Origin of the sequence: Methylobacterium sp. 10, assembly GCF_000519085.1 — a bacterium.
Classification (GTDB): domain Bacteria; phylum Pseudomonadota; class Alphaproteobacteria; order Rhizobiales; family Beijerinckiaceae; genus Methylobacterium.
On sequence record NZ_KI912577.1, the window covers coordinates 2,237,915 to 2,257,593 of the forward strand.

Annotated in this window: 18 protein-coding genes; 12 read left to right on the top strand and 6 right to left on the bottom strand. The window is 67.9% G+C overall.

The annotated features are described in order from the left end of the window. Positions 1-53 precede the first annotated feature (53 nt). From K368_RS0110275 to K368_RS0110305, 7 genes are all read left to right on the top strand, one after another. Positions 54-956, top strand: coding sequence for an amino acid ABC transporter substrate-binding protein (locus K368_RS0110275; RefSeq protein WP_027172330.1), 903 nt, complete (start codon positions 54-56; stop codon positions 954-956). A gap of 99 nt (positions 957-1,055) precedes the next feature. Beyond that, positions 1,056-2,561 carry an aspartate ammonia-lyase gene (locus K368_RS0110280; RefSeq protein ID WP_081739542.1) on the top strand — a complete coding sequence of 502 codons (1,506 nt, stop codon included), beginning with the start codon at positions 1,056-1,058 and terminating at the stop codon, positions 2,559-2,561. Positions 2,562-2,983: 422 nt separating this feature from the next. Next, positions 2,984-4,588 (top strand): porin, encoded by a 1,605-nt coding sequence (locus tag K368_RS0110285; protein WP_027172332.1) that lies wholly within the window; start codon positions 2,984-2,986, stop codon positions 4,586-4,588. A gap of 403 nt (positions 4,589-4,991) precedes the next feature. Beyond that, positions 4,992-5,870, top strand: a complete 879-nt coding sequence (locus tag K368_RS0110290) for an amino acid ABC transporter substrate-binding protein (protein WP_155935081.1) — start codon at positions 4,992-4,994, stop codon at positions 5,868-5,870. Between the two features lie 28 nt (positions 5,871-5,898). Further along, positions 5,899-6,621 carry an amino acid ABC transporter permease gene (locus K368_RS0110295; RefSeq protein ID WP_027172334.1) on the top strand — a complete coding sequence of 241 codons (723 nt, stop codon included), beginning with the start codon at positions 5,899-5,901 and terminating at the stop codon, positions 6,619-6,621. A gap of 57 nt (positions 6,622-6,678) precedes the next feature. After that, positions 6,679-7,371, top strand: a complete 693-nt coding sequence (locus K368_RS0110300; RefSeq protein WP_018044823.1) for an ABC transporter permease subunit — start codon at positions 6,679-6,681, stop codon at positions 7,369-7,371. Between the two features lie 53 nt (positions 7,372-7,424). Then, positions 7,425-8,153, top strand: a complete 729-nt coding sequence (locus K368_RS0110305) for an amino acid ABC transporter ATP-binding protein (protein WP_197031070.1) — start codon at positions 7,425-7,427, stop codon at positions 8,151-8,153. 67 nt (positions 8,154-8,220) lie between these two features. On the opposite strand, the gene K368_RS0110310 is transcribed toward K368_RS0110305, so the two are convergent. Further along, complete coding sequence (locus K368_RS0110310; RefSeq protein ID WP_027172336.1) at positions 8,221-9,201, bottom strand: substrate-binding domain-containing protein; 981 nt, start codon at positions 9,199-9,201, stop codon at positions 8,221-8,223. Between the two features lie 74 nt (positions 9,202-9,275). Here K368_RS0110310 and K368_RS0110315 point away from each other — a divergent pair, with 74 nt between their 5' ends. The 4 genes from K368_RS0110315 to K368_RS0110330 all read left to right on the top strand — a co-directional run bounded on the left by K368_RS0110315 (position 9,276) and on the right by K368_RS0110330 (position 12,190). Next, positions 9,276-9,971: an ABC transporter permease gene (locus K368_RS0110315; RefSeq protein WP_027172337.1), complete on the top strand. Its 696-nt coding sequence runs from the start codon at positions 9,276-9,278 to the stop codon at positions 9,969-9,971. After that, positions 9,968-10,699, top strand: a complete 732-nt coding sequence (locus K368_RS0110320; protein ID WP_027172338.1) for an ATP-binding cassette domain-containing protein — start codon at positions 9,968-9,970, stop codon at positions 10,697-10,699. Before K368_RS0110315 ends, K368_RS0110320 begins: the two co-directional genes overlap by 4 nt. Continuing rightward, the gene (locus tag K368_RS0110325) at positions 10,672-11,508 is read left to right on the top strand and encodes an extracellular solute-binding protein (protein WP_027172339.1); all 837 of its coding nucleotides are present in this window, start codon (positions 10,672-10,674) and stop codon (positions 11,506-11,508) included. Before K368_RS0110320 ends, K368_RS0110325 begins: the two co-directional genes overlap by 28 nt. Before the next feature lie 121 nt (positions 11,509-11,629). Then, a complete protein-coding gene (locus K368_RS0110330; protein ID WP_245259553.1) occupies positions 11,630-12,190 on the top strand; it encodes a hypothetical protein in 561 nt (186 codons plus the stop codon). 61 nt (positions 12,191-12,251) lie between these two features. On the opposite strand, the gene K368_RS0110335 is transcribed toward K368_RS0110330, so the two are convergent. From K368_RS0110335 to K368_RS0110355, 5 genes are all read right to left on the bottom strand, one after another. After that, on the bottom strand, positions 12,252-12,959 hold the full coding sequence (locus tag K368_RS0110335) for a TerC family protein (protein WP_027172341.1): 708 nt from the start codon (positions 12,957-12,959) through the stop codon (positions 12,252-12,254). 157 nt (positions 12,960-13,116) lie between these two features. Then, positions 13,117-14,370: a gephyrin-like molybdotransferase Glp gene (gene glp, locus K368_RS0110340; protein ID WP_027172342.1), complete on the bottom strand. Its 1,254-nt coding sequence runs from the start codon at positions 14,368-14,370 to the stop codon at positions 13,117-13,119. Next, positions 14,354-14,908: a molybdopterin-guanine dinucleotide biosynthesis protein B gene (gene mobB / locus K368_RS0110345; RefSeq protein WP_197031005.1), complete on the bottom strand. Its 555-nt coding sequence runs from the start codon at positions 14,906-14,908 to the stop codon at positions 14,354-14,356. The genes glp and mobB overlap by 17 nt, the downstream gene beginning before the upstream one ends. Beyond that, a complete protein-coding gene (locus K368_RS0110350; RefSeq protein ID WP_027172344.1) occupies positions 14,905-17,109 on the bottom strand; it encodes a molybdopterin biosynthesis protein in 2,205 nt (734 codons plus the stop codon). Before K368_RS0110350 ends, mobB begins: the two co-directional genes overlap by 4 nt. Continuing rightward, positions 17,106-18,191: a molybdopterin-binding protein gene (locus K368_RS0110355; RefSeq protein ID WP_027172345.1), complete on the bottom strand. Its 1,086-nt coding sequence runs from the start codon at positions 18,189-18,191 to the stop codon at positions 17,106-17,108. The genes K368_RS0110350 and K368_RS0110355 overlap by 4 nt, the downstream gene beginning before the upstream one ends. 189 nt (positions 18,192-18,380) lie before the next feature. Here K368_RS0110355 and K368_RS0110360 point away from each other — a divergent pair, with 189 nt between their 5' ends. Continuing rightward, on the top strand, positions 18,381-19,670 hold the full coding sequence (locus K368_RS0110360) for a c-type cytochrome (protein ID WP_036266876.1): 1,290 nt from the start codon (positions 18,381-18,383) through the stop codon (positions 19,668-19,670). Positions 19,671-19,679 lie beyond the last annotated feature (9 nt).

Sequence of the window (19,679 nt, forward strand, 5' to 3'; positions counted from 1 at the left end):
GCGGCATCGCTCGCCGCCGATCCCAACCCCTATGGCTTGACGGGAAACGGACAATGCACGCGAAGGGCATGATGGCAGCGGCCGCCGGCGCCCTGGTGCTCGCCTTGAGCGCCGCGCCCGCGTCCGCCATCGATGTTCTCACCGGAACGCTGAAGAAGATCGGTGAATCGCGTGCCGTCACCCTCGGCTACCGCGAAAACTCGCTGCCCTTCTCGTTCAAGGACGCGGCAGGTCATCCGGTGGGATACGCGATCGATCTCTGCCTGGAGGTGGTCGATGCCATCGGCAAGGAGATCGGCCGCACCGATCTCGCCGTGCGCTACGAGCCCGTCACCCCGGATACCCGGATCGCCGCCCTGACCTCGGGCAGGATCGACCTCGAATGCGGATCGACCACAGCGAATGCGGAGCGCCGCAAGATGGTGGCCTTCTCGCCCATCACCTATTTCAGCGCCACCAAGCTCCTGGTGAAGCGCGGCGGGTCCATCGGTTCCTATCGCGACCTCTCCGGCAAGACCGTCGCTATCACCGCGGGCACTACCAACGAGGCGGCCCTGCGCGCCTTGATGGCGCGGTTCAACCTGTCGGCCACCCTCGTCACGGGCCGCGACCACGCCGAATCCTTCGCCATGGTCAGGGACGGCCGGGCCGACGCGCTGGGGCTCGACGATGTCCTGCTCTATGGCCTCATCGCCGCGGCCGGAGCGGACGGGGCGTCCTATACCGTGCTGGCGGACAAGCTCTCCTTCGAGCCCTACGGCCTGATGTTTCGCAAGGACGACCCGCAATTCGCCGAGGTCGTGAGCGCCGCCTTCGAACGTCTCGCCGAGTCGCGGGAATTGCGCTGGATCTACGAGCGCTGGTTCCTCAAGCGGCTGCCGAACGGCGAGCGCCTGAACATGCCGATGTCCGACGAGCTGAGAACGAATTTTCAGGTCATGGGGCTTCAGGATTGAGCCGATGTCAGCATTGCCCGCCTGAGGCGCTTGACGGCTAAGCTGCCGCATGTGGCCTTCGGCTGTGCCGCCGCGAGCGCGGGGCGAAGGAGATGGCCAATGGCGACGGACATGCAGAAGCCCACCGAGGCGCCGGCCGAAAACATCGCCGTCGCCACCGTGCGGACCGTCGAGATGGAGGGCGCGCAGACGCGGACCGAGCACGACCTCCTCGGCTATGGCGAGGTGCCGGCCGGCGCCTATTGGGGGATCCACACCAAGCGCGCGGTGGCTAACTTCCCCATCACCGGCGTGCCGGTGGGGCACTTTCCCGAATTCGTCAGAAGCCTCGCCCTGGTGAAGCAGGCGGCCGCCCGCGCCAATAGGCGGCTGGGCTATCTTGCAGCCGACAAGGCGGATGCCATCGACCGCGCTTGCACCCTCATCGCCACCGAGCCGCGCTTTGCCGAATCCTTCGTAGTGGACGCGATTCAGGGCGGGGCCGGCACCTCGACCAACATGAACGCCAACGAGGTCATCGCCAACGTCGCCCTGGAACTGATGGGGCACCCGCTGGGGCATTACGAGGCGCTCCACCCCAACGACGACGTCAACATGGCGCAATCCACCAACGACGCCTATCCGACTGCCCTGCGCCTGGCCGTCATGTTCGCGACCCAGCCCCTCATCAAGGCCCTCGACGACCTCGCCTATGCCTTCAAGGGCAAGGCCGTTGAATTCGCCGACGTCCTCAAGATGGGCCGCACCCAGCTCATGGATGCGGTGCCCATGACCCTCGGCCAGGAGTTCGACGGGTTCCACGCCACCATGAAGGAGGATGTGGCCCGGCTGAACGAGATCGTCGGGCTGTTCCGGGAGGTCAATCTCGGTGCCACCGCCATCGGCACCGGCATCAACGCGGATCCTCGCTATGCGTCCCTGGCGGTGGAGGAGCTGTCGCGCATCTCCGGACACCCCATGGTGCTCGCCTCGAACCTGATCGAGGCGACGTCCGATCTCGGTGCCTTCGTGCTGTTCTCGGGCGTGCTGAAGCGCGTGGCCGTGAAGCTCTCGAAGATCTGCAACGACCTGCGCCTGCTCTCGAGCGGGCCGCGCACCGGGTTCGGCGAGATCCGGCTGCCGGCCGTCCAGGCCGGTTCGTCGATCATGCCGGGGAAGGTCAACCCGGTGATTCCCGAGGTGGTCAACCAGGTCGCCTTTCTGGTGATCGGTCACGACCTCACCGTGACCCTCTGCGCCGAGGGAGGGCAGCTCCAGCTCAACGCCTTCGAGCCGACCATCGGATACTGCGTCCTCAGCTCCCTGCGCATGCTCACCGCCGCGGTGGATACCCTGACGAAACGCTGCATCGAAGGGATCGAGGCCGATCGCGAGCGCTGCCGCTCCCTCGTCCACGGCTCCATCGGCCTCGTGACCGCTCTAGTGCCGGCCCTGGGATACGAGGCGTGTTCCAGGGTCGCCCAGCGCGCTCTGGCGGAGAATCGCCCGGTCGCCGACATCGTGCTGGAGGAGGGGCTTCTTACGGAAGTCCAGCTCGACCATCTGCTCGAACTCGAAGCGATGACCCGTCCGTCCCGGGTGAGGCGGAACGGTCCATCGGCGTGAAGGCCGTCACCGGATTACGGCCCAGAGGGCTCCGTGACGGTTCAGTGACGGTGCGGAGCACAAAAAGTCAGCACAGAGCGCGTTAAAAGGAACAACGGATTCTAATAGCGCGGCAGGCTGCACTGTTTTTCTTCTCGCGGCCTTCGTTCTGCACAGCAAGCGGCGCCGGCGATGACATGGTTTGCCGCCTGACGAACGTTGCAGCGCCGCCACAGCAGTTCAGAACCGATCTGGCATTCGCGATTCCGAGTTGCCCGCCGGAACCCGCTCGCACAGAGTGAATACGCACTGGGGAAACCCCGGGGCACGGTCGAGACGGGGCCCTCAAGCCCTGCCGGCTAACAAATAAAGGCAAACGAACACCGGCCCATGCCGGGTTGAAGTTGCCTGTCCCTCGGGTCTCGAAGCTTTTGGAGATATCAATGAAGCTCTTGAAGAGCTCACTCCTCGGTACCGCCGCAGCCTTTGCGTCGGTCGCTGGAGCGCACGCCGCCGATCTTCCCGTGAAGAAGGCCGTGCCGATCGAATACGTCCGCGTCTGCTCCGCCTATGGCGCCGGCTTCTTCTACATCCCCGGTACGGATACCTGCATTCGTCTCTCGGGCCGCGCCCGCCTCGACATCGGCTACCAGCCGACGGACAGCCGCTCCGGCTCCAACGGCGACACGACCGGCTACATCGGTCTCGCCCGCATCAACGTCGATGCCCGCACCCAGACGGCTTACGGCACCCTGCGCGCCTTCACCCGTATCCAGTTCGCCTCGCGCACCGGTTCCACGGGCGGTCTCCGCTCCGGCACCCAGGAGCGTATCGGCTCCGCCTTCGGCGCCACGGGCCAGGACCAGTCCGGCCGCGACCAGCAGTTCGTGAACACCGACAAGGCGTTCATCCAGTTCGCCGGCCTCACCGCCGGTCGCGCCTCCTCGTTCTTCGACTTCTACGCCCACGACTTCGAGTTCGCCGGCGCGACCTTGAACTCCGACGTCCAGTCCACGAACCTGCTCGCCTACTCGGCCAAGTTCGGTGAAGGCTTCTCGGCCACGGTTTCGCTCGAAGACCCGACCTTCCGTCGTAATACGGTCTACTCGCAGACCTTCGGAACGACTGGTGTGACCGGTGCCCCGTCTCCGATCCTCGTCGGCACCGTGGGTCTGGCCAACACCTTCCAGAACTACGATGTCGCACAGCGTAACCGCATGCCCGACTTCGTCGGCGTGCTTCGCTACGACGCCGCCTGGGGTTCCGCACAGATCTCTGCCGCTGTGAAGGAGATCAACATCGGCAATCCGGTCGGAGCGACCTTCGGCGCGGCCGTCGCCCCCGGCCTCGGTGGTTTCGATGCTGTGACGAAGGGTCCTTCGAGCGAGTACGGCTGGGCCGTTCAGGGTGGCGTGAAGATCAACACCCCGTTCATCGCTCCGGGCGATACCCTGTACCTCCAGGGCGCCTATGGCGAGGGCGCGACCCTCTACACCGGCTTCTCTTCGTATAACGGCAGCTACACCTCGCGGGCCAGCACCATCAACGGCGCTGCTTTCGACCCCTACATGTCGGATGCGACGCTCAACCCCCTCACGGGCAAGATCGAGCTGTCCACCAGCTTCACGGTTGTTGGTTCGTTCCTCCACTACTGGTCGCCTGAGTGGCGCTCGGCCGTGTTCGGCAGCTACGGCGAGATGTCCTTCGCTCGCGGTGCTCGCGCCGCCAACGCAGCCGCGTTCCAGACCACCGGCGCCACCGGTCAGTTCACCGGCGTTCCCGGCTCGGTCTCGTTCGACGTGAGCCCGGTCCTGCGTGACACCTACCAGATCGTCGCCGGCGCGAGCCTGATCTGGTCGCCGGTCAAGGACCTCGATATCGGTGTCGAGGGCTTCTACACCAAGGTCGGCGTTCAGAACGGCCGCGTGGTCGATCAGACCAAGTCGAGCGGTACCGTCAACGCTGCGAACATCGCCTCCGGCGCCGTTCGTACCGTGACCGCCGACGACACCTACCAGGTGCGTATGCGCGTGCAGCGCGACTTCTAAGCATCAAATGTCGGCGGGATCGGAGCCATGCTCGGATCCCGCAAGATCATTCAAGATGTTCTTGAAAAGGCCCGGCTGCAAAGCTGGGCCTTTCTCATGTGCTGTACAGGTCCGTGATGCCCTCGTCTTTCGTGGTGCGGTATAATTTCAAATGCGGGGCATTGTCTCGCCGAAATGGATCTCTGTGGCGCGCGCGGCACGCCGATTGCTATAAGCTCTTCGAGCGGTTGACATCTCCGGTGAGGCCTCATTCACCGATTGCGATGGGCGAGACCGCTGCTACGTTGAGCCTCACGTGCCGGTCGTCCGATCGGCGAGAACCCCTCCGGGAGCCAGCCTTCACATGCATTTTGGTCATCACAGGTCCGCTGCTCTGTCGGCGGCGGTCGTCCTTGTATCGGCAATGGGCATCACGCTCGGCGCATCCGGCGCCAATGCCCAGGAACTGACCGGCACCCTCAAGAAGATCAAAGAGACCGGCGAAATCACGATCGGCTATCGCGACGCCTCGGTCCCGTTCTCCTACCTCGACGGCGACCAGAAGCCGGTCGGCTACGCATTCGAGATTTGTAAGAAGATCGCCGAGGCGGTGAAGACCAACCTGAAGCTGACCAAGCTCGAGGTGAAGCTCAATCCCGTCACCTCCGCCACCCGCATCCCGCTGATCGCCAACGGCACCGTCGATCTCGAATGCGGCTCGACCACCAACAACGTCGACCGCCAGAAGCAAGTCTCCTTCACCAACACACACTTCCTCACCGCCACCCGCTACGTGGCGAAGAAGTCGGCCAAGCTCGACACGATCGAGGATCTCAAGGGCAAGACCGTCGTGTCCACCTCGGGCACCACCAACATCCGCCAGATCAACGAGGCCAACACCGCCCGCAGCCTCGGCCTGACGATCCTGCCCGCCAAGGATCACGCCGAAGCCTTCCTCATGGTCGAGACCGGCCGCGCCGCCGCCTTCGTCATGGACGACGTGCTCCTCGCCTCGCTGGCCGCCAGCGCCAAGGAGCCCGGTGCCTACGCCATCTCGAGTGAGGCCCTGTCGAAGCCCGAGCCCTACGGCATCATGCTCCGCAAGGACGATGCGCCGTTCAAGGCCGTGGTCGATGAGGCTACGGCCAAGCTCTACAAGAGCCCTGAGGGCAAGGCCCTGTACGAGACCTGGTTCACCAAGCCGATCCCGCCGCGCGGCATCAACCTCAGCCTTCCCATGAGCGATCCCATGAAGAAGGCCTTCGAGTCGCCGAGCGACAGCGCCGACCCGGCCGCCTACTAAGCCGCCGCATCGGAGCAGACGACAGGCGATGAATTACAACTGGAACTGGCGGATCTTCTTCGAACCGTCGCCGGAAGGCACCGGCACCTATGCCGACATGCTTCTCTCCGGCCTCTCCTGGACGATCGCCACGGCGTTCTGTTCCTGGATCATCGCCTTCTCCCTCGGCTCGCTCATCGGGGTGCTGCGCACCCTTCCGAGCCGGGGGGCCCAACGGGTCGGCACCACCTATGTGGAGCTGTTCCGCAACATCCCGCTCCTCGTGCAGATGTTCCTCTGGTTCTACGTGGTGCCGGAGATCCTGCCCGGCTCCTGGGGGACCTGGCTGAAACAGCTGCCGAACTCGTCGTTCTACACGGCGGTCATCTGCCTCGGCTTCTTCACGGCCTCCCGCGTCGCCGAACAGGTCCGCACCGGCATCGAGACCTTGCCGCGCGGCCAGCGCATGGCCGGCACGGCGCTGGGACTCACCACGTGGCAGACCTATCGCTACGTGCTGCTGCCCAACGCCTACCGGGTGATCCTGCCGCCGCTCACCTCCGAGTTCCTGAACAACCTCAAGAACACCTCGGTGGCGCTCACCATCGGCCTGCTCGAACTGACCGCGCGGGCGCGCTCGATGCAGGAATTCTCCTCGCAGGTCTTCGAATCCTTCACGGCGGCGACGGTCATCTATCTCGGCATCAGCCTGATCGTTGTGACGGCATCGAGCAAACTCGAGACCCGCATCACCGTCCCGGGATCGCGCTGATGACGGCGCGCTCCCTCTCCCCCTCCTTCGCGACCGTCAGACGGGACTAGAGGACCGATGTTCACGGATTTCGACTTCGGAGTCGTCCTCTCATCCTTGCCGTACCTGTTCGGGACGGGAATGGTGTTCACGCTGACGCTCACCGCGCTCGCCGCCTCGGGCGGCATCATCCTCGGCACCATCATCGCGATGATGCGCCTCTCAGGGATCACCGCCCTGGCGCTCCCGGCCAAGATCTACGTGAACTTCATGAGGTCGCTGCCGCTCGTGCTGGTGATCTTCTGGTTCTACTTCCTCGTCCCCTATATCGGCCAATGGATGACGGGCGCGTCGCGGCCGATCTCGGTGGGCGCCTTCACCTCCGCTCTCGTCACCTTCACCCTGTTCGAGGCGGCGTTCTTCTCCGAGATCATGCGCGCCGGCATCCAGGCGATCCCGAAAGGCCAGACGGCGGCGGCGCAAGCCATCGGCCTGACCTACGGCCAGACCATGCGGACGGTGATCCTGCCGCAGGCCTTCCGCAACATGCTGCCCCTGCTGCTGACCCAGACCATCGTGCTCTTCCAGGACACGTCCCTGGTCTATGTCATCTCGCTCACCGACTTCCTCGGCGCCGCCTCGAAGGTCGCCCAGCGCGATGGCCGTCTCGTGGAGATGTATCTGTTCGCCGCCGCCGTCTACCTGGTGATCTGCATCACCGCCTCGACCCTCGTCCGGCGTCTTCAGCGCCGCGTCGCCATCATCCGCTAAGCTCTCGAGGATCCGTCATGTCCGCCATCGATCCCCAGGCTTCGACGAAGCCGATGATCGCCATCGACAACATCAGCAAGTGGTACGGCCCGGTCCAGGTTCTCAACGGCTGTACGACCCAGGTCACCAAGGGCGAGGTGGTCGTCGTCTGCGGCCCCTCCGGGTCCGGCAAGTCCACCCTGATCAAGACGGTCAACGCCCTGGAGCCGATCCAGAAGGGGGCCATCACCGTCGACGGCATCGGCGTCCAGGCCAAGGGTACCAACCTCCCCAAGCTGCGCGCCCGCGTCGGCATGGTGTTCCAGCATTTCGAGCTGTTCCCCCACCTGTCGATCATCGACAACCTGATGCTCGGCCAGTGCAAGGTGCTGGGACGAGGCAAGGACGATGCCCATGATCGTGGCCTGAAGCTCCTCGGGAGGGTCGGCCTCTCGGCGCATTCGCACAAATATCCGGGCCAGCTCTCCGGCGGTCAGCAGCAGCGTGTCGCCATCGCCCGCGCCCTGTCGATGAACCCCATCGTGATGCTGTTCGACGAGCCGACCTCGGCCCTCGACCCCGAAATGGTCGGCGAGGTGCTCGACGTGATGATCGAACTGGCCCGCGAAGGCATGACGATGATGGTCGTCACCCACGAGATGGGCTTTGCCCGCAAAGTGGCCAACCGCGTCGTTTTCATGGATCGCGGCGAGATCGTCGAGGACGCCACCAAGGACGACTTCTTCGACAAGCCGCGTTCCGAGCGCGCGCAGACCTTCCTCTCGAAGATCCTGGCTCACTGATCCAAATCCACGGGCGAGGGCCGTCCCGGCTCGCGCCTGTGGACGGCCGTTCGCGTGGTTTTCCGCCTCACGCATAACCCGGTGTGGCCTCTGCCCTCCGCCGAATGGCCGAGGCGATCGCATCCAGGCGCTCGAGGCCGACGAACGTTCGGACGGCCAGGAAATAGGTCTCCTCGCCAAGCGGCAGGTAATCGAGCTCGAACCGCTCCGCGATGGCGCGGGTACCCATCCCCACATCGGCGGCCCCGGACGCGATCAGGGCCGCGACGGCCTGATGCGTGAACTCCTCCGTCTCGTAACCGCGAATATCGCGCCCGTTGATGCCGGCTTCGGCGCAGAGCCGGTCGAACCAGATCCGCGTCCCCGCACCCCGCTGCCTGTTGACGAAGCGGATGCCGCCTGTGGTCAGGTCGGTGATGGCGGACACGGCGAAGGGATTGCCCCGCCCGAGCATCAGGCCCTGCTCGCGCCGCAGGACCGGACGGGTGAGGAGGGTCGGGTCGGCGAGGATCTCGGCGAAGACGGAGCCCGGATCGGGCATGGCCGCGCCGAAATGGAACCCCGCCCCATCGACCCGTCCGGCCTTCACATGCGAGAGGGCGTCCATGCTCCCCGCGATGGTCAACGCGATGCCCCCCATATCGCGCAGAGCGTCGAGCAGGACGGAATCGTGGCTGACAGCGAAGGTCAGGGGGCCGGCAATACGCCCGATCAGGCCGACGAGCCGCGCCTCCAACCGTCTCTCCTCCCGCGCGACGATGTCTCTGCACGCCCGTGATGCGGTGCCGAGCGCTTGATGGAACGTGGCGCCGAAGGGCGTCAGCACGGTGCCGTGCCCCTTGGTCTTGTGGATGACCGGCTGGCCGAGCGCCGCTTCGAGGATCTGGAACCGGCCCCAGGCGGAGCGATAGGACAGGTCGAGCCGCGTGGCCGCGCCCCGCAGAGAACCTTCCTCAGCCACGGCGTCCAGAAGCGCCAGGGTCGGGGCGAAGGCGAGCTGACGGTCCGCCACCGCAATGGTCCCATCGAGGAGCAACTCGACCTTCATAGGCAATCCATTTCCTATTGAACTGACGCTGAGGGCGGTAGCATGAGGAGGGAGCCGCGCACAGCACCGGAGCCATGCTTCAGACCCTCGAGGAAACGTTCCAGCGGATCGCCGCGCTCGATCCGGAAGTGGTCGCCATCGCCGGCCTGTCGCTGCGGGTGAGCCTGTCGGCAGTGGGGATCGGCACCCTTGTCGGCGTGCCCCTCGGGGCGCTCGTCGCCGTGTCGACATTTCCCGGGCGAAGACTGGTCGTGGGGTGCCTCAACGCGGCGATGGGCCTGCCGCCGGTGGTCATCGGCCTCGTCCTCTACCTCATCCTGTCACGGTCCGGTCCCCTCGGCAGTCTCGGCCTGCTGTTCACGCCTGGCGCGATGATCGCGGCCCAGACGGTTCTCGTCGTTCCGCTCGTCGCCGCCCTCGCACGCCAGATCGTCGCCGATGCGGAGGAGCATCTCGGCGAGCAGCTTCGCTCCCTCGGCCTCGGACCTGCGCGGCGGGCCGCGATCCTGATCTACGATACGCGCTTCTCCCTGGTGACGGCGGTCCTCGCCGCGTTCGGCCGCGCCATCTCGGAGATCGGGGCCGTCCTCGTCGTCGGCGGCAATATCGACGGGCACACCCGCACCATGACGACGGCGATCTCCCTCGAGACGCAGAAGGGAGACCTGCCGCTCGCTTTGGCCCTCGGCCTCGTCCTTATCGCCATCGTCCTCGTCGTCAGCGCCACCGCCTCGCTGCTGCGCTCCTATGCCATGCGGGCCTATGGATGAGCGCGGCGCTCCCCATTGTCATCGAAGGTTTGCGCTACCGGGTGGGAGACCTCCCGATCCTCAAGGGCGTCGACATGTCGGTGACGTCGGCCGGCATCACGGCGATCATCGGTGCGAACGGCGCGGGCAAGAGCGTGCTCCTGCGCGTCATGGACGGATTACTGGCGCCCACGGGGGGGACGATCCGCATCGGCCCCTCGGCCCATATCCGTCCGGGCACCGCCTTCGTGTTCCAGCGGCCCGGCCTCGTCCGTGCGAGTGCCGCCGCCAACGTGGCGCTGGCCCTAGCCCCGCTCGGCCTCGGCGCGGGCGAACGGGCCGAACGGGTGCGGGCCGCGCTCCGCCATGTGGGGCTCTCCGAACGGGCCGGCGCTCCGGCCACCCGCCTGTCGGGGGGCGAGCAGCAGCGCCTCGCCCTCGCGCGGGCTTGGGCGCGGGCGCCCGATCTCCTCCTTCTCGACGAGCCCACCGCCAATCTCGATCCGGCCTCGTCCCAGGTCATCGAGAATCTCGTGGCGTCGATGGCGGCGGCCGGCACGAAGGTCGTGCTGGTCTCGCACAATCTCGCTCAGGTCATGCGTCTGGCCGAGGATGTGGTCGTCCTCGCCGGGGGGCTCGCCGTCGAGCACGGACCCGTGCGCACCACCCTGTCATCCCCCCGTTCGCCGCAGGCGCGGGCCTATCTCACCGGAGAAATGCCATGGACCTCCTTCGCCGCTCTCTCCTGAGCCTCGGCCTCCTCGTCGCCGTTTCCGGACTGTCGTCCGTACCGGGTGCCGCCGAACCCGCCGAAAGCATCACGGTGGCCTCCACCACGTCCACCGAGCAATCGGGCCTCTTCAAGGAGCTACTCCCGAAGTTCACGCAGGCCAGCGGCATCGGTGTGAAGGTGGTCGCCCTCGGCACCGGGCAGGCCCTCGATGCGGCCCGACGCGGGGATGCCGACGTCGCCCTCGTCCACGACACCGCCGCCGAGGAGAAGTTCGTCGGCGAGGGGTGGAGCACGAAGCGTTTTCCTGTGATGTACAACGACTTCGTCATCGTCGGCCCGAAGGACGATCCGGCCGGCGCGGCCGGCTCAAGCGTCATCGAGGCCCTGCGCAAGATCGCCGCCGCCAAGGCGCCCTTCGTCTCGCGCGGCGACCGCTCGGGCACCCACAGCGCCGAGCTGCGCTACTGGAAAGAGGCCGGCCTCGATCTCGGGGCCGTGCGCGGCGATTGGTACAAGGATGTGGGCCAGGGGATGGGCCCGGCGCTCAACACCGCCTCGGCCGCCAATGCCTACCTCCTTAGCGACCGGGGTACTTGGCTGTCGTTCAAGAACCGGGGCGACCTCAAGATCTTAGTGGAAGGCGACAAGCGCCTCTTCAACCAATACGGCGTGATGCTCGTGAACCCCGAGAAACACCCGCATGTGAAGGCGAAGGCGGCCCAGGCCTTCGTGGACTGGCTCGTCTCGGACCCGGGTCAGGCGGCCATCGCCGCCTACCGGATCGGTGGGGAGCAGCTCTTCTTTCCCAATGCAGAAGGCAGATGATCGCAGGTCTTCGACGAAAGTGCGCGCTGCGCCGCCCTTGACACGTCTCGCGTGCCGCGCACCTTCTCACGGTCATACGCGTCGCCGCGGATGCGGCGGCTGGCCTCGGGAGGGCTGTGACATGACGGGTTCGAGTATCAGAAAGTTGTCCATCGCCGCCGCGACGGCGATGGCATTGGTTCCGGCGGTCGCCTCGGCGGAATCGGCGGGCAAGCCCGCCAATATCTGCACGGAACTCACCGCGTTCCTGCATGCGCCGGCTCAGCCGGCCACGTCCGGGTCGGCCACGGCCCAATCGAGCACGGCCGTCACCGCTCCGGGCTCCGGTTCTCAGAAATCCTCCGGCAACGAGACCCAGAAGGATTCCGGCCTGAGCGGTCCGACCTCCCCGAACGGTCCCGGCGCGTCCGGCCCCCAGGGAGCGACACAGAACGCGGCGGCACCCTCCGGCGCGTCGGCTCAGGCTCCAGCCCCCGCTGCTGCCCCCGCAGCTCCGGCGGCACCGCCGCCGAAGCTGCCGAGTGCCGCCTTTATCGAGCAGGGCGATGCCGCCGCCGGTGCCAACGACATCGCGGGGTGCCAGAGGGTCGCCCGGCTGATCCGCCGCGACGGCGTCGTCATGCCGTCACCCCTGATGTCGCTGGCCGCCCTCGACCTCAAGTATCTCGAAGCGGCGCGGTAAGCCCGATCTCATATCGACGACGAAAAACGGCCCCTCGCGAGGGGCCGTTTTTCGTCGGGCACTAGCCTCGATGGCGGCGTTGATCGACGATCGGCTCGGGCGATGCGACCGCCCGTTTCCAGATGAACGCCACGGCGACGACGAGCACGGCGCAGATCGCAGCGGCGACCTGGTGCGCGTGGGGCACGGAGGCCACGTGTTCGGCGATGTAGGGGTCGGTGACGATCATCTCACCGGCGATCCAGCCAAGAAGCGCCGCGCCAGCCCAGATGACCAGGGGAAACCGTTTCAGCAGCGTCGTGATGAGGGAGGCGCCTGCCACGATGAGCGGGATCGACAGCAGCAGGCCGAAGACGAACAGCGAGACCTCGCCCTTCGCAACGGCAGCGATGGCCACCACGTTGTCGAGGCTCATGACGGCGTCGGCGATGGCGATGGTCCGCACCGCCTTCCACAGGGTCGCGCTGTCTCTCACCGCGTGATCGTCCTCGTCTTCACCGAGGGCGAGCTTCACCGCGATCCAGAGGAGCAGGAGCCCGCCTCCGATCCGCAGGAACGGTACCGCCAGCAAATAGGTGATGATGACGGCGAACAGGATGCGCAACCCCACCGCCGTTCCCGCGCCGAGGAGGATGCCGGTGCGGCGCTGCTCGGGGGGCAGGGATCGGCACGCCATGGCGATGACGACCGCGTTGTCGCCGGAGAGGAGCAGGTCGATCCAGACAATCTGCAGCACCGAGACGAGGAAGTGCGAGTCGAGAAAGTCCATCGGCGCTTTCGGTCGGGTCGGAGTGGCAAAGGAGGAGGGCGAGCGGCCCCCCGCTCGAAAGGCGAGAGACCTCGGCCTTGACCGGGCACATCGTGCCGAAACCCGCGCAATGCAAGCTTCGGTCACGCTCTCCGGGAGGGAGAGGAAAGATTCCTCGTCAGTACAGCACGACGTGCGGATAAACCTCGATGGTGTCGCCGGGCTCGATCGCGGTGACCGCGTCGTGGAGCGCCGCCAGCCCGTCGCTGCCCGTGAGCGAGGTGAGGAGGCCGGCCCCGTCCCGGGGGAACTTCACCGCCTCCAACCCGCCATCGGCGGCGCGCCGCAGGCTGACGCGCACGAACTCGCGGCGGCCGGCCTTCTTGCGGTATGCGAAGGTGGAGCGGACCGGTATTGCGAGGGGCGCTTCGAAATGTTCACCGCCGAGACGCGCCAGCAGGGGGCGGACCACGAAGAGCAGGGTGACGTAGGCGGCCACAGGATTGCCCGGCAACCCGACGAAGGGCGTGCCCCGCACGACGCCCATGGCCACAGGTCGGCCCGGCTTGATGCCGAGACGCCAGAACACCAAGCTGCCGACGCTCTCCACTGCCGGCTTCACATGGTCCTCCTCGCCGGTGGAGACACCGCCGGAAGTAAGGAGGAGATCGTGGGCGAACGCGCCCTTGGCGAGGTGTGCCGCGAGAACCACCGGGTCGTCGCGCAGGATCCCGAGGTCGCTCACCTCCGCGCCGAGGCGCTTCAGGAGGGCGACCAGCATCACCCGGTTGGAATCGTGGATCGCCCCCGGCGCCAGGACGGCCCCCGGTTCGGCCAGTTCATCCCCGGTGGAGAACACCGCCACCCTCAGGCGGCGGCGGACGGCCAGGGTCGAGCGGCCGGTGGCGGCGGCCAAAGCCACGTCCTGCGGCGACAAGCGCCGCCCGGCGGTGACGATGGTGGCGCCCTTTGGCACATCCTCGCCGGCGAGCCGGCGGTTCGCCCCACGCTTCAAGCCCGGCGGCAGGACGATGCCGGCCGCCTCCGCCGTCACGTCCTCCTGCATGAAGACCGTGTCGGCGCCGCCCGGCATCCGCGCGCCGGTGAAGATGCGGACCGCGCTCGGTCCGCTCCCCATCGTCCGGCCGGCATGGCCGGCGGCGATCCGACCTTCCACGATCATCCGCGTCTCGCCCTCCGGGGCCAGATCGGCATGGCGCACGGCGTAGCCGTCCACCGCCGAATTGTCGAAGGGCGGCAGGTCGATTCCGGCGGTCACGTCCTCCGCCGCGACGCGTCCGTCCGCCTCGTGCAACGGTACGTCCTCGATCCCAGCGACCACGGGAAGCCGCTCCGCGATCAGCGTTAGGGCGTCGTCCACACTCATCAATCGTCCGCCGAAGGCGAAGCAATCGTCAGTCAGCTGCGCCATGGCCTTCGATCCTCTTCAGGATGGTATCGACCGGCTCCGCCAGGGACGCGACGAGATCGGCGATGGCCGCCACGTCGTCGAGAGCGATCACGGGAATCCCCGCATCGGGAAACGCACGGTCGCTGGCGATGGCGACGATGTTCTCGTCCTGCGGATGAAGAGGCGGACGGCCGTTGGCGTTCCGATGGATTTCGAGCTTTGGATGGCCCTCGCGCTTGAACCCCTCCACCAGCACGAGATCGCAGGGGCTCAGACGACGCAGCAGGTCAGCGAGATTCGCTTCTTCACCGTCGCGCACCTCGTGCATCTGCACCCACCGAACAGCGGACGAGATCAGCACTTCCGACGCGCCCGCCTGGCGATGCCGGTACGAATCCTTGCCCGGCTGATCCACGTCGAAGGCGTGATGCGCGTGCTTGATGGTGGAGACCGTCAGCCCCCGGGCGATCAGGGCTGGAATGAGCTTGGCGAGAAGGGTGGTCTTGCCCGCCCCGCTCCAGCCGGCAAGGCCCATGACCCGCATCGCGTGCTCCGTCATGGCAGGGTCCGCGCGAGGGGGAAGCCGAGTTCGGCCAGGGCCGAACCGGTCTCGGGCTGGGCGAGGAGGGAGAGGAAGGCGGCCAGAGCCGGGTCCCGCGCCCGGTCCTCGGCATAGGCGAAATCGTAGCGCTCATCCGTCAGCGGCAGGAAGCCGAGGCCGTAGGCGCGGGCGACGCTCTCGATGGCGACTCCCCAATCCGCCCGGCCCTGAGCCACGGCGGCGGCCACGGCGTTGTGCGAGCGGGGCTGGTTCCAGAATCCCGGCGGACGGGCGCCGTCGAGCACCCCGTCGATGAGGAGGCGCGTCCCCGAACCGGTGTTGCGGTTCACCATGATGGCGTCCGGGTCCCGGATCATGGCCGAGACCGCCTCCGCCGCGTCCCGCCCCGCGAACTTGATCGATTCACCCATCCGCTCAACGGCTGTTGCCTTAGTCCGAGAGGGTTCGGCATCAGGCGGGACAGGCTCCCTCTCCTGGAAGGAGAGGGTTGGGGTGAGGTGTGGTGCATCTCCGGAGAGGCCATACACCTCACCCTGTCCCTCTCCTTCCGGGAGAGGGGACCCGTGGGCCCGCGAGTTGTGTGAAGATCGTAGGCCCGCGAAACGGGTATCGCCGGGGCGGAACACGACGCCCTGCATCCGCCACCAGCCCTCCGCGAGGCGCAAGCTCGGCGTGAGGAACGGCGTGTTGTAGCGGCCGGTCTCCGGATCGAGGAGATGCATCGCGGCGATGTCGCATTCGCCCCGCTTGAGGGCGGCGAGGCCCCCCGAAGACCCGACCCAGATGGTGCGGGTCCGGATGCCGCGTTCGGCCAGGCGTCCGACGACGGCGTCGAGGCCGATGCAATGGCTCCCGACGATGGTGAGGTCGGGCGCGCGGGTGCCGGCGCCGATCCGCGAGAGGCTCACCCGCTCGCCGGCCTCCATCCCCGCCCGCGCGGCAGGGATCGCGAAGAAGCCGTCGGCTTGGGAGAAGGCCGTCACCGAGCCGGAGCCTTTGGAGAGGGGGACCGCGACGGGAGCGTCCCGCCCATGGGTGAGCGAGGCCATGACGAATTCCATCCGCCCGCGTTCAGAGGCGATGCGCTGGGGGAGAACCGCCTCGACGCTGTCCTCCTCTCGTGGGGGAAGCCCGGCGAGAGACCGGACGAGCGGCACCACGAATTCGTGGAAGGTGAACATCGCCGAAGTCGGGAAGCCCGGCAGGACGACGATGGCCTTGCCTTGCGCCTTGGCGAGGCAGAGGGGCTTGCCAGGCTTCAGGGCCACGCCGTGGACGAGGATGCCGGGCTCGCCGAGGCGCGAGAGGATGCGATGCGAGACGTCGCCCGCCCCCTTCGAGGTGCCGCCCGACAGGACGACGACGTCGCAATCCGAGAGCGCGGTGCGGATCGCGGCCTCGAGCGCCGTCTCGTCATCGGCGACGATGCCGAAGGGCACGGGGTCGCCACCATTCTCTGTCACCGAGGCGGCGACGATGGCGCCGTTGGAATCATAGATGCCGGCGGGCGGCAGGGGCTGGCCCGGAGCCGCCAGTTCGTCGCCGGTGGAGAGCACGGCGATTCTCGGGCGGCGCACCACCTCCACTTCGGCGAGGCCGCAGGCGGCGAGCATGCCGATCTCCCGCGCGGTGATCACGGTGCCCTTGCGCAGAACGGTCTCGCCGCGCGCCATGTCGGAGCCGGCATAGCCGATGAACTGCCCCGGCGCGGTCGCCCGGTCGAGGTCGATGGCGAGCGGACCATCGCCGGATGCGATCCCCGTGGCCTCCACCATCACCACCGCGTCGGCTCCGCGCGGAATCACGCCGCCGGTGGCGATAGCCGTCGCCGTGCCGGGCAGGACGACGAGCCGGGGTGCGACGCCGCAGGCGAGGATTTCGTGGTTGAGGCCGAGCCGGCGCGGCTCGGCCTGGCTCGCGCCCATCGTGTCGGAGGCGCGGAGGGCGAAACCGTCGACGAGGGCGCGGTCGAAGGGAGGCACGTCGATGGGCGAGGCGACGTCGCCCGCCAAGGCGCGGCCGAGGCAGACCGCCAGCGGCACCATCTCCGCCGCCAGCGCGGCATGCGGGATCGCCGCGCGAAACCGCGAGACGGCCTCGTCCCGGCTGACCACCTGGAGGAACTGCTCCTGGCGTGCCGAGCGCGACAGCCTCGCCAGGAAGTCTTCTCTCGTCTCGAATCCGTCGGGGCGGTTCACAGGGGCACGATCTCGATCCACTCGCCATCAGGGTAGCCTTCCCGCTCCGGCGGTACCAGAACCGCGCCCTCGGCGAGGATCAGACGCCGCAGCGGCAGATCCCCGCCGCCAATGGGCTCCACGCCCTCCCGCGTCGTTCGCACGAAGACGATCTCGCTGACACCGACGGTGGAGGCGATCTTCCGGGTTAGGCGACCTTTGACGCCATCGGGCGGAGCCATGCCGGAGAGACGGGCCAGCAGGGGCCGCCCGAGGGCGAGGAATGTCGCGAGGGCGGCATCCGGCCGGCCGGGCATCAGCAGGACCGGGACCGTCCCGATCCGGCCGAAACCGGCGCTCTCCCCCGGATGCAGGGCGATCCCGTGAGCGTCGAGGTGGCCCTCTCGGGCGAGGGCCTCCGCACTGTGATCGGCGCGGCCGAACCCGGTGCCGCCGACGACGAAGACCGCGTCGGCCCCGTCGACCCGCAGCGCTGCGGCAATGGCTTCCCCGTCGCGGGCGGAGTCACTGGAGGCGATCCGCCCCCCCGCCGCCGCGACCCAGTCGGCGACCGCCGAGGCGGACCAATGGCCGATCCCGACGATACGGATGCGGGGCCTGCGGACCGCCACCGTCCCGATCCCGGCCCCGCCGAGGGCCAGGGCACGAAGCGGCGTCAACCGCTCACCGGCCCGCGCCAGTACGTCCCCGTGCGCTGCCTCCTCACCGAGGCGGGCGACGCCCTCGCCCTGCGCCGCATCCGCGACGATGTCGCCATCGGTGAGGAGGGCGTCCGGCGGCAGCACGGTGTCGGTGCCCGGCGGCATCTCGTCGCCATCCTCCACCCATGAGGGCGGTCCACGCAGGGTGACGGGAGCGTAGGGGGAGGCGCCGGTCACATCCCCGGCGGCCACGGCCCAACCGTCCCTGCGCGCGCGCGGCTCGGCGGGATGATCGGTGAGGGCGACTGCATCCTCGGCGAGGACGAAGCCGATCCCGTCCCGAACGGGGACGAGGATGGAGTCGACGGGCGCGACCGCGAGCAGCCGCGCCAAGGCCTCGTCGAGGGGCATCAAGGCCGAAGTGGCGGACCGGATCGACATGTGCCGAGACGGATGCGGCATCGCGGGCGGGTGAGCAACCCCGCCCGTGGCGGATCAGCAGAGCGGTGGCCGGCGGGGAAGACAGGAGGCGCCGTCCCGGCTAATCCTCAGCATCCTTGGGCCCCAGAGAGAAACGGCGTGGCGCAGACCTCCGATTTGCCCGTTCGACCTCGATCCCCGCGGGCCGCGATCCGCCATGCCTGGTCGATCTGCACGGTGCTTCTCCTCCTCTCCACGTCCCTTCCGGCTTCGGCACAGTTGCGCGGGCATGGCGGGCCGGTCCGGGCTCTGGCCGTCGCGGCCGACGGACGGATGGCGATCTCCGGCGGGTTCGATCATTCGGCCATCCTGTGGGGAATCGACCAGGGGACGGCCCTGGCGATCCTGCGATTCCACGATGGCGCGGTGAATGCCGTCGCCGCCCTCGATGAGGGCCGCTTCGTCACGGCGAGCGAGGACGGGCGCATCGCCCTGTGGCAAGGCGGGCGCCCGGAGCCGGCGGAGGTCTTTTCCGACCATTCGGGGCCGATCGTGGCCCTCGCGGTCTCGCCGGACGGGACGCACCTCGCCTCCGCATCCTGGGACGGCACCGCGCGCATCCGCCCCCTCGCCGGGGGGGCTGTGCGGGTGCTGCGGGGCCATGCCGGCAACGTCAATGCCGTGGCCTTCCTCGCCGATGGCCGGCCCGTGACGGGAGGCTACGATGCCACCTTGAGGATCTGGCCTCTCACCGACGCAGAGGGTCCGCCGCGCATCGTTCAAGTGCCGTCGCCGATCAACGCCGTGGCCGTGACGCAGGACGGCGAGATCGCCGCCGCCGGGGCGGACAGCGTGGTGCGGTTCGTGTCCGAGGACGGGGCCGTCCGCGCGTCGGTCGACCTCGCCACGAACCCCGTCATCGGCCTCGCCGTTTCGCCGGACGGGCGACGGGTGGCCGCCGCCACGGTGGCCGGTACCGTGGCCCTGATCGACAGAAGCGCTGCCAAGGTGGCGTTCAGCCTCGTCGGACCCGGACTTCCGGTCTGGTCGCTCGTCTTCCGGCCGGACGGGACCGAATTGTTGACCGGAGGCGGCGACAGGCTCGTGCGCCGGTGGGATGCCAGGACCGGCGAGCCGATCGGGCCGCTGTCGATGGCGCGGCCGGCGGACTCGCTGGCCGCCTACAAGGGCGATCACGGGGCCGAGGTGTTTCGTGCCTGTGTCGCCTGCCACAGCCTGACGCCGGAGGACGGCCATCGTGCCGGCCCCACCCTGAGCGGCGTATTCGGCCGCCGCATCGCCACCGCCGACGGCTACAAGTTCTCGCAGGCCCTGAAGAGCCTCGACATCGTCTGGGATGCGCGGACCATCTCGAAGCTCTTCGAGATCGGCCCGTCCCGCTTCACCCCCGGCACCAAGATGCCCGAGCAGACGATCAACGACCCGGACGACCGCGAGGCCCTGGTGCGCTTCCTCGAGAGGGCGACGAAGACGCAGTGATCCACGGGG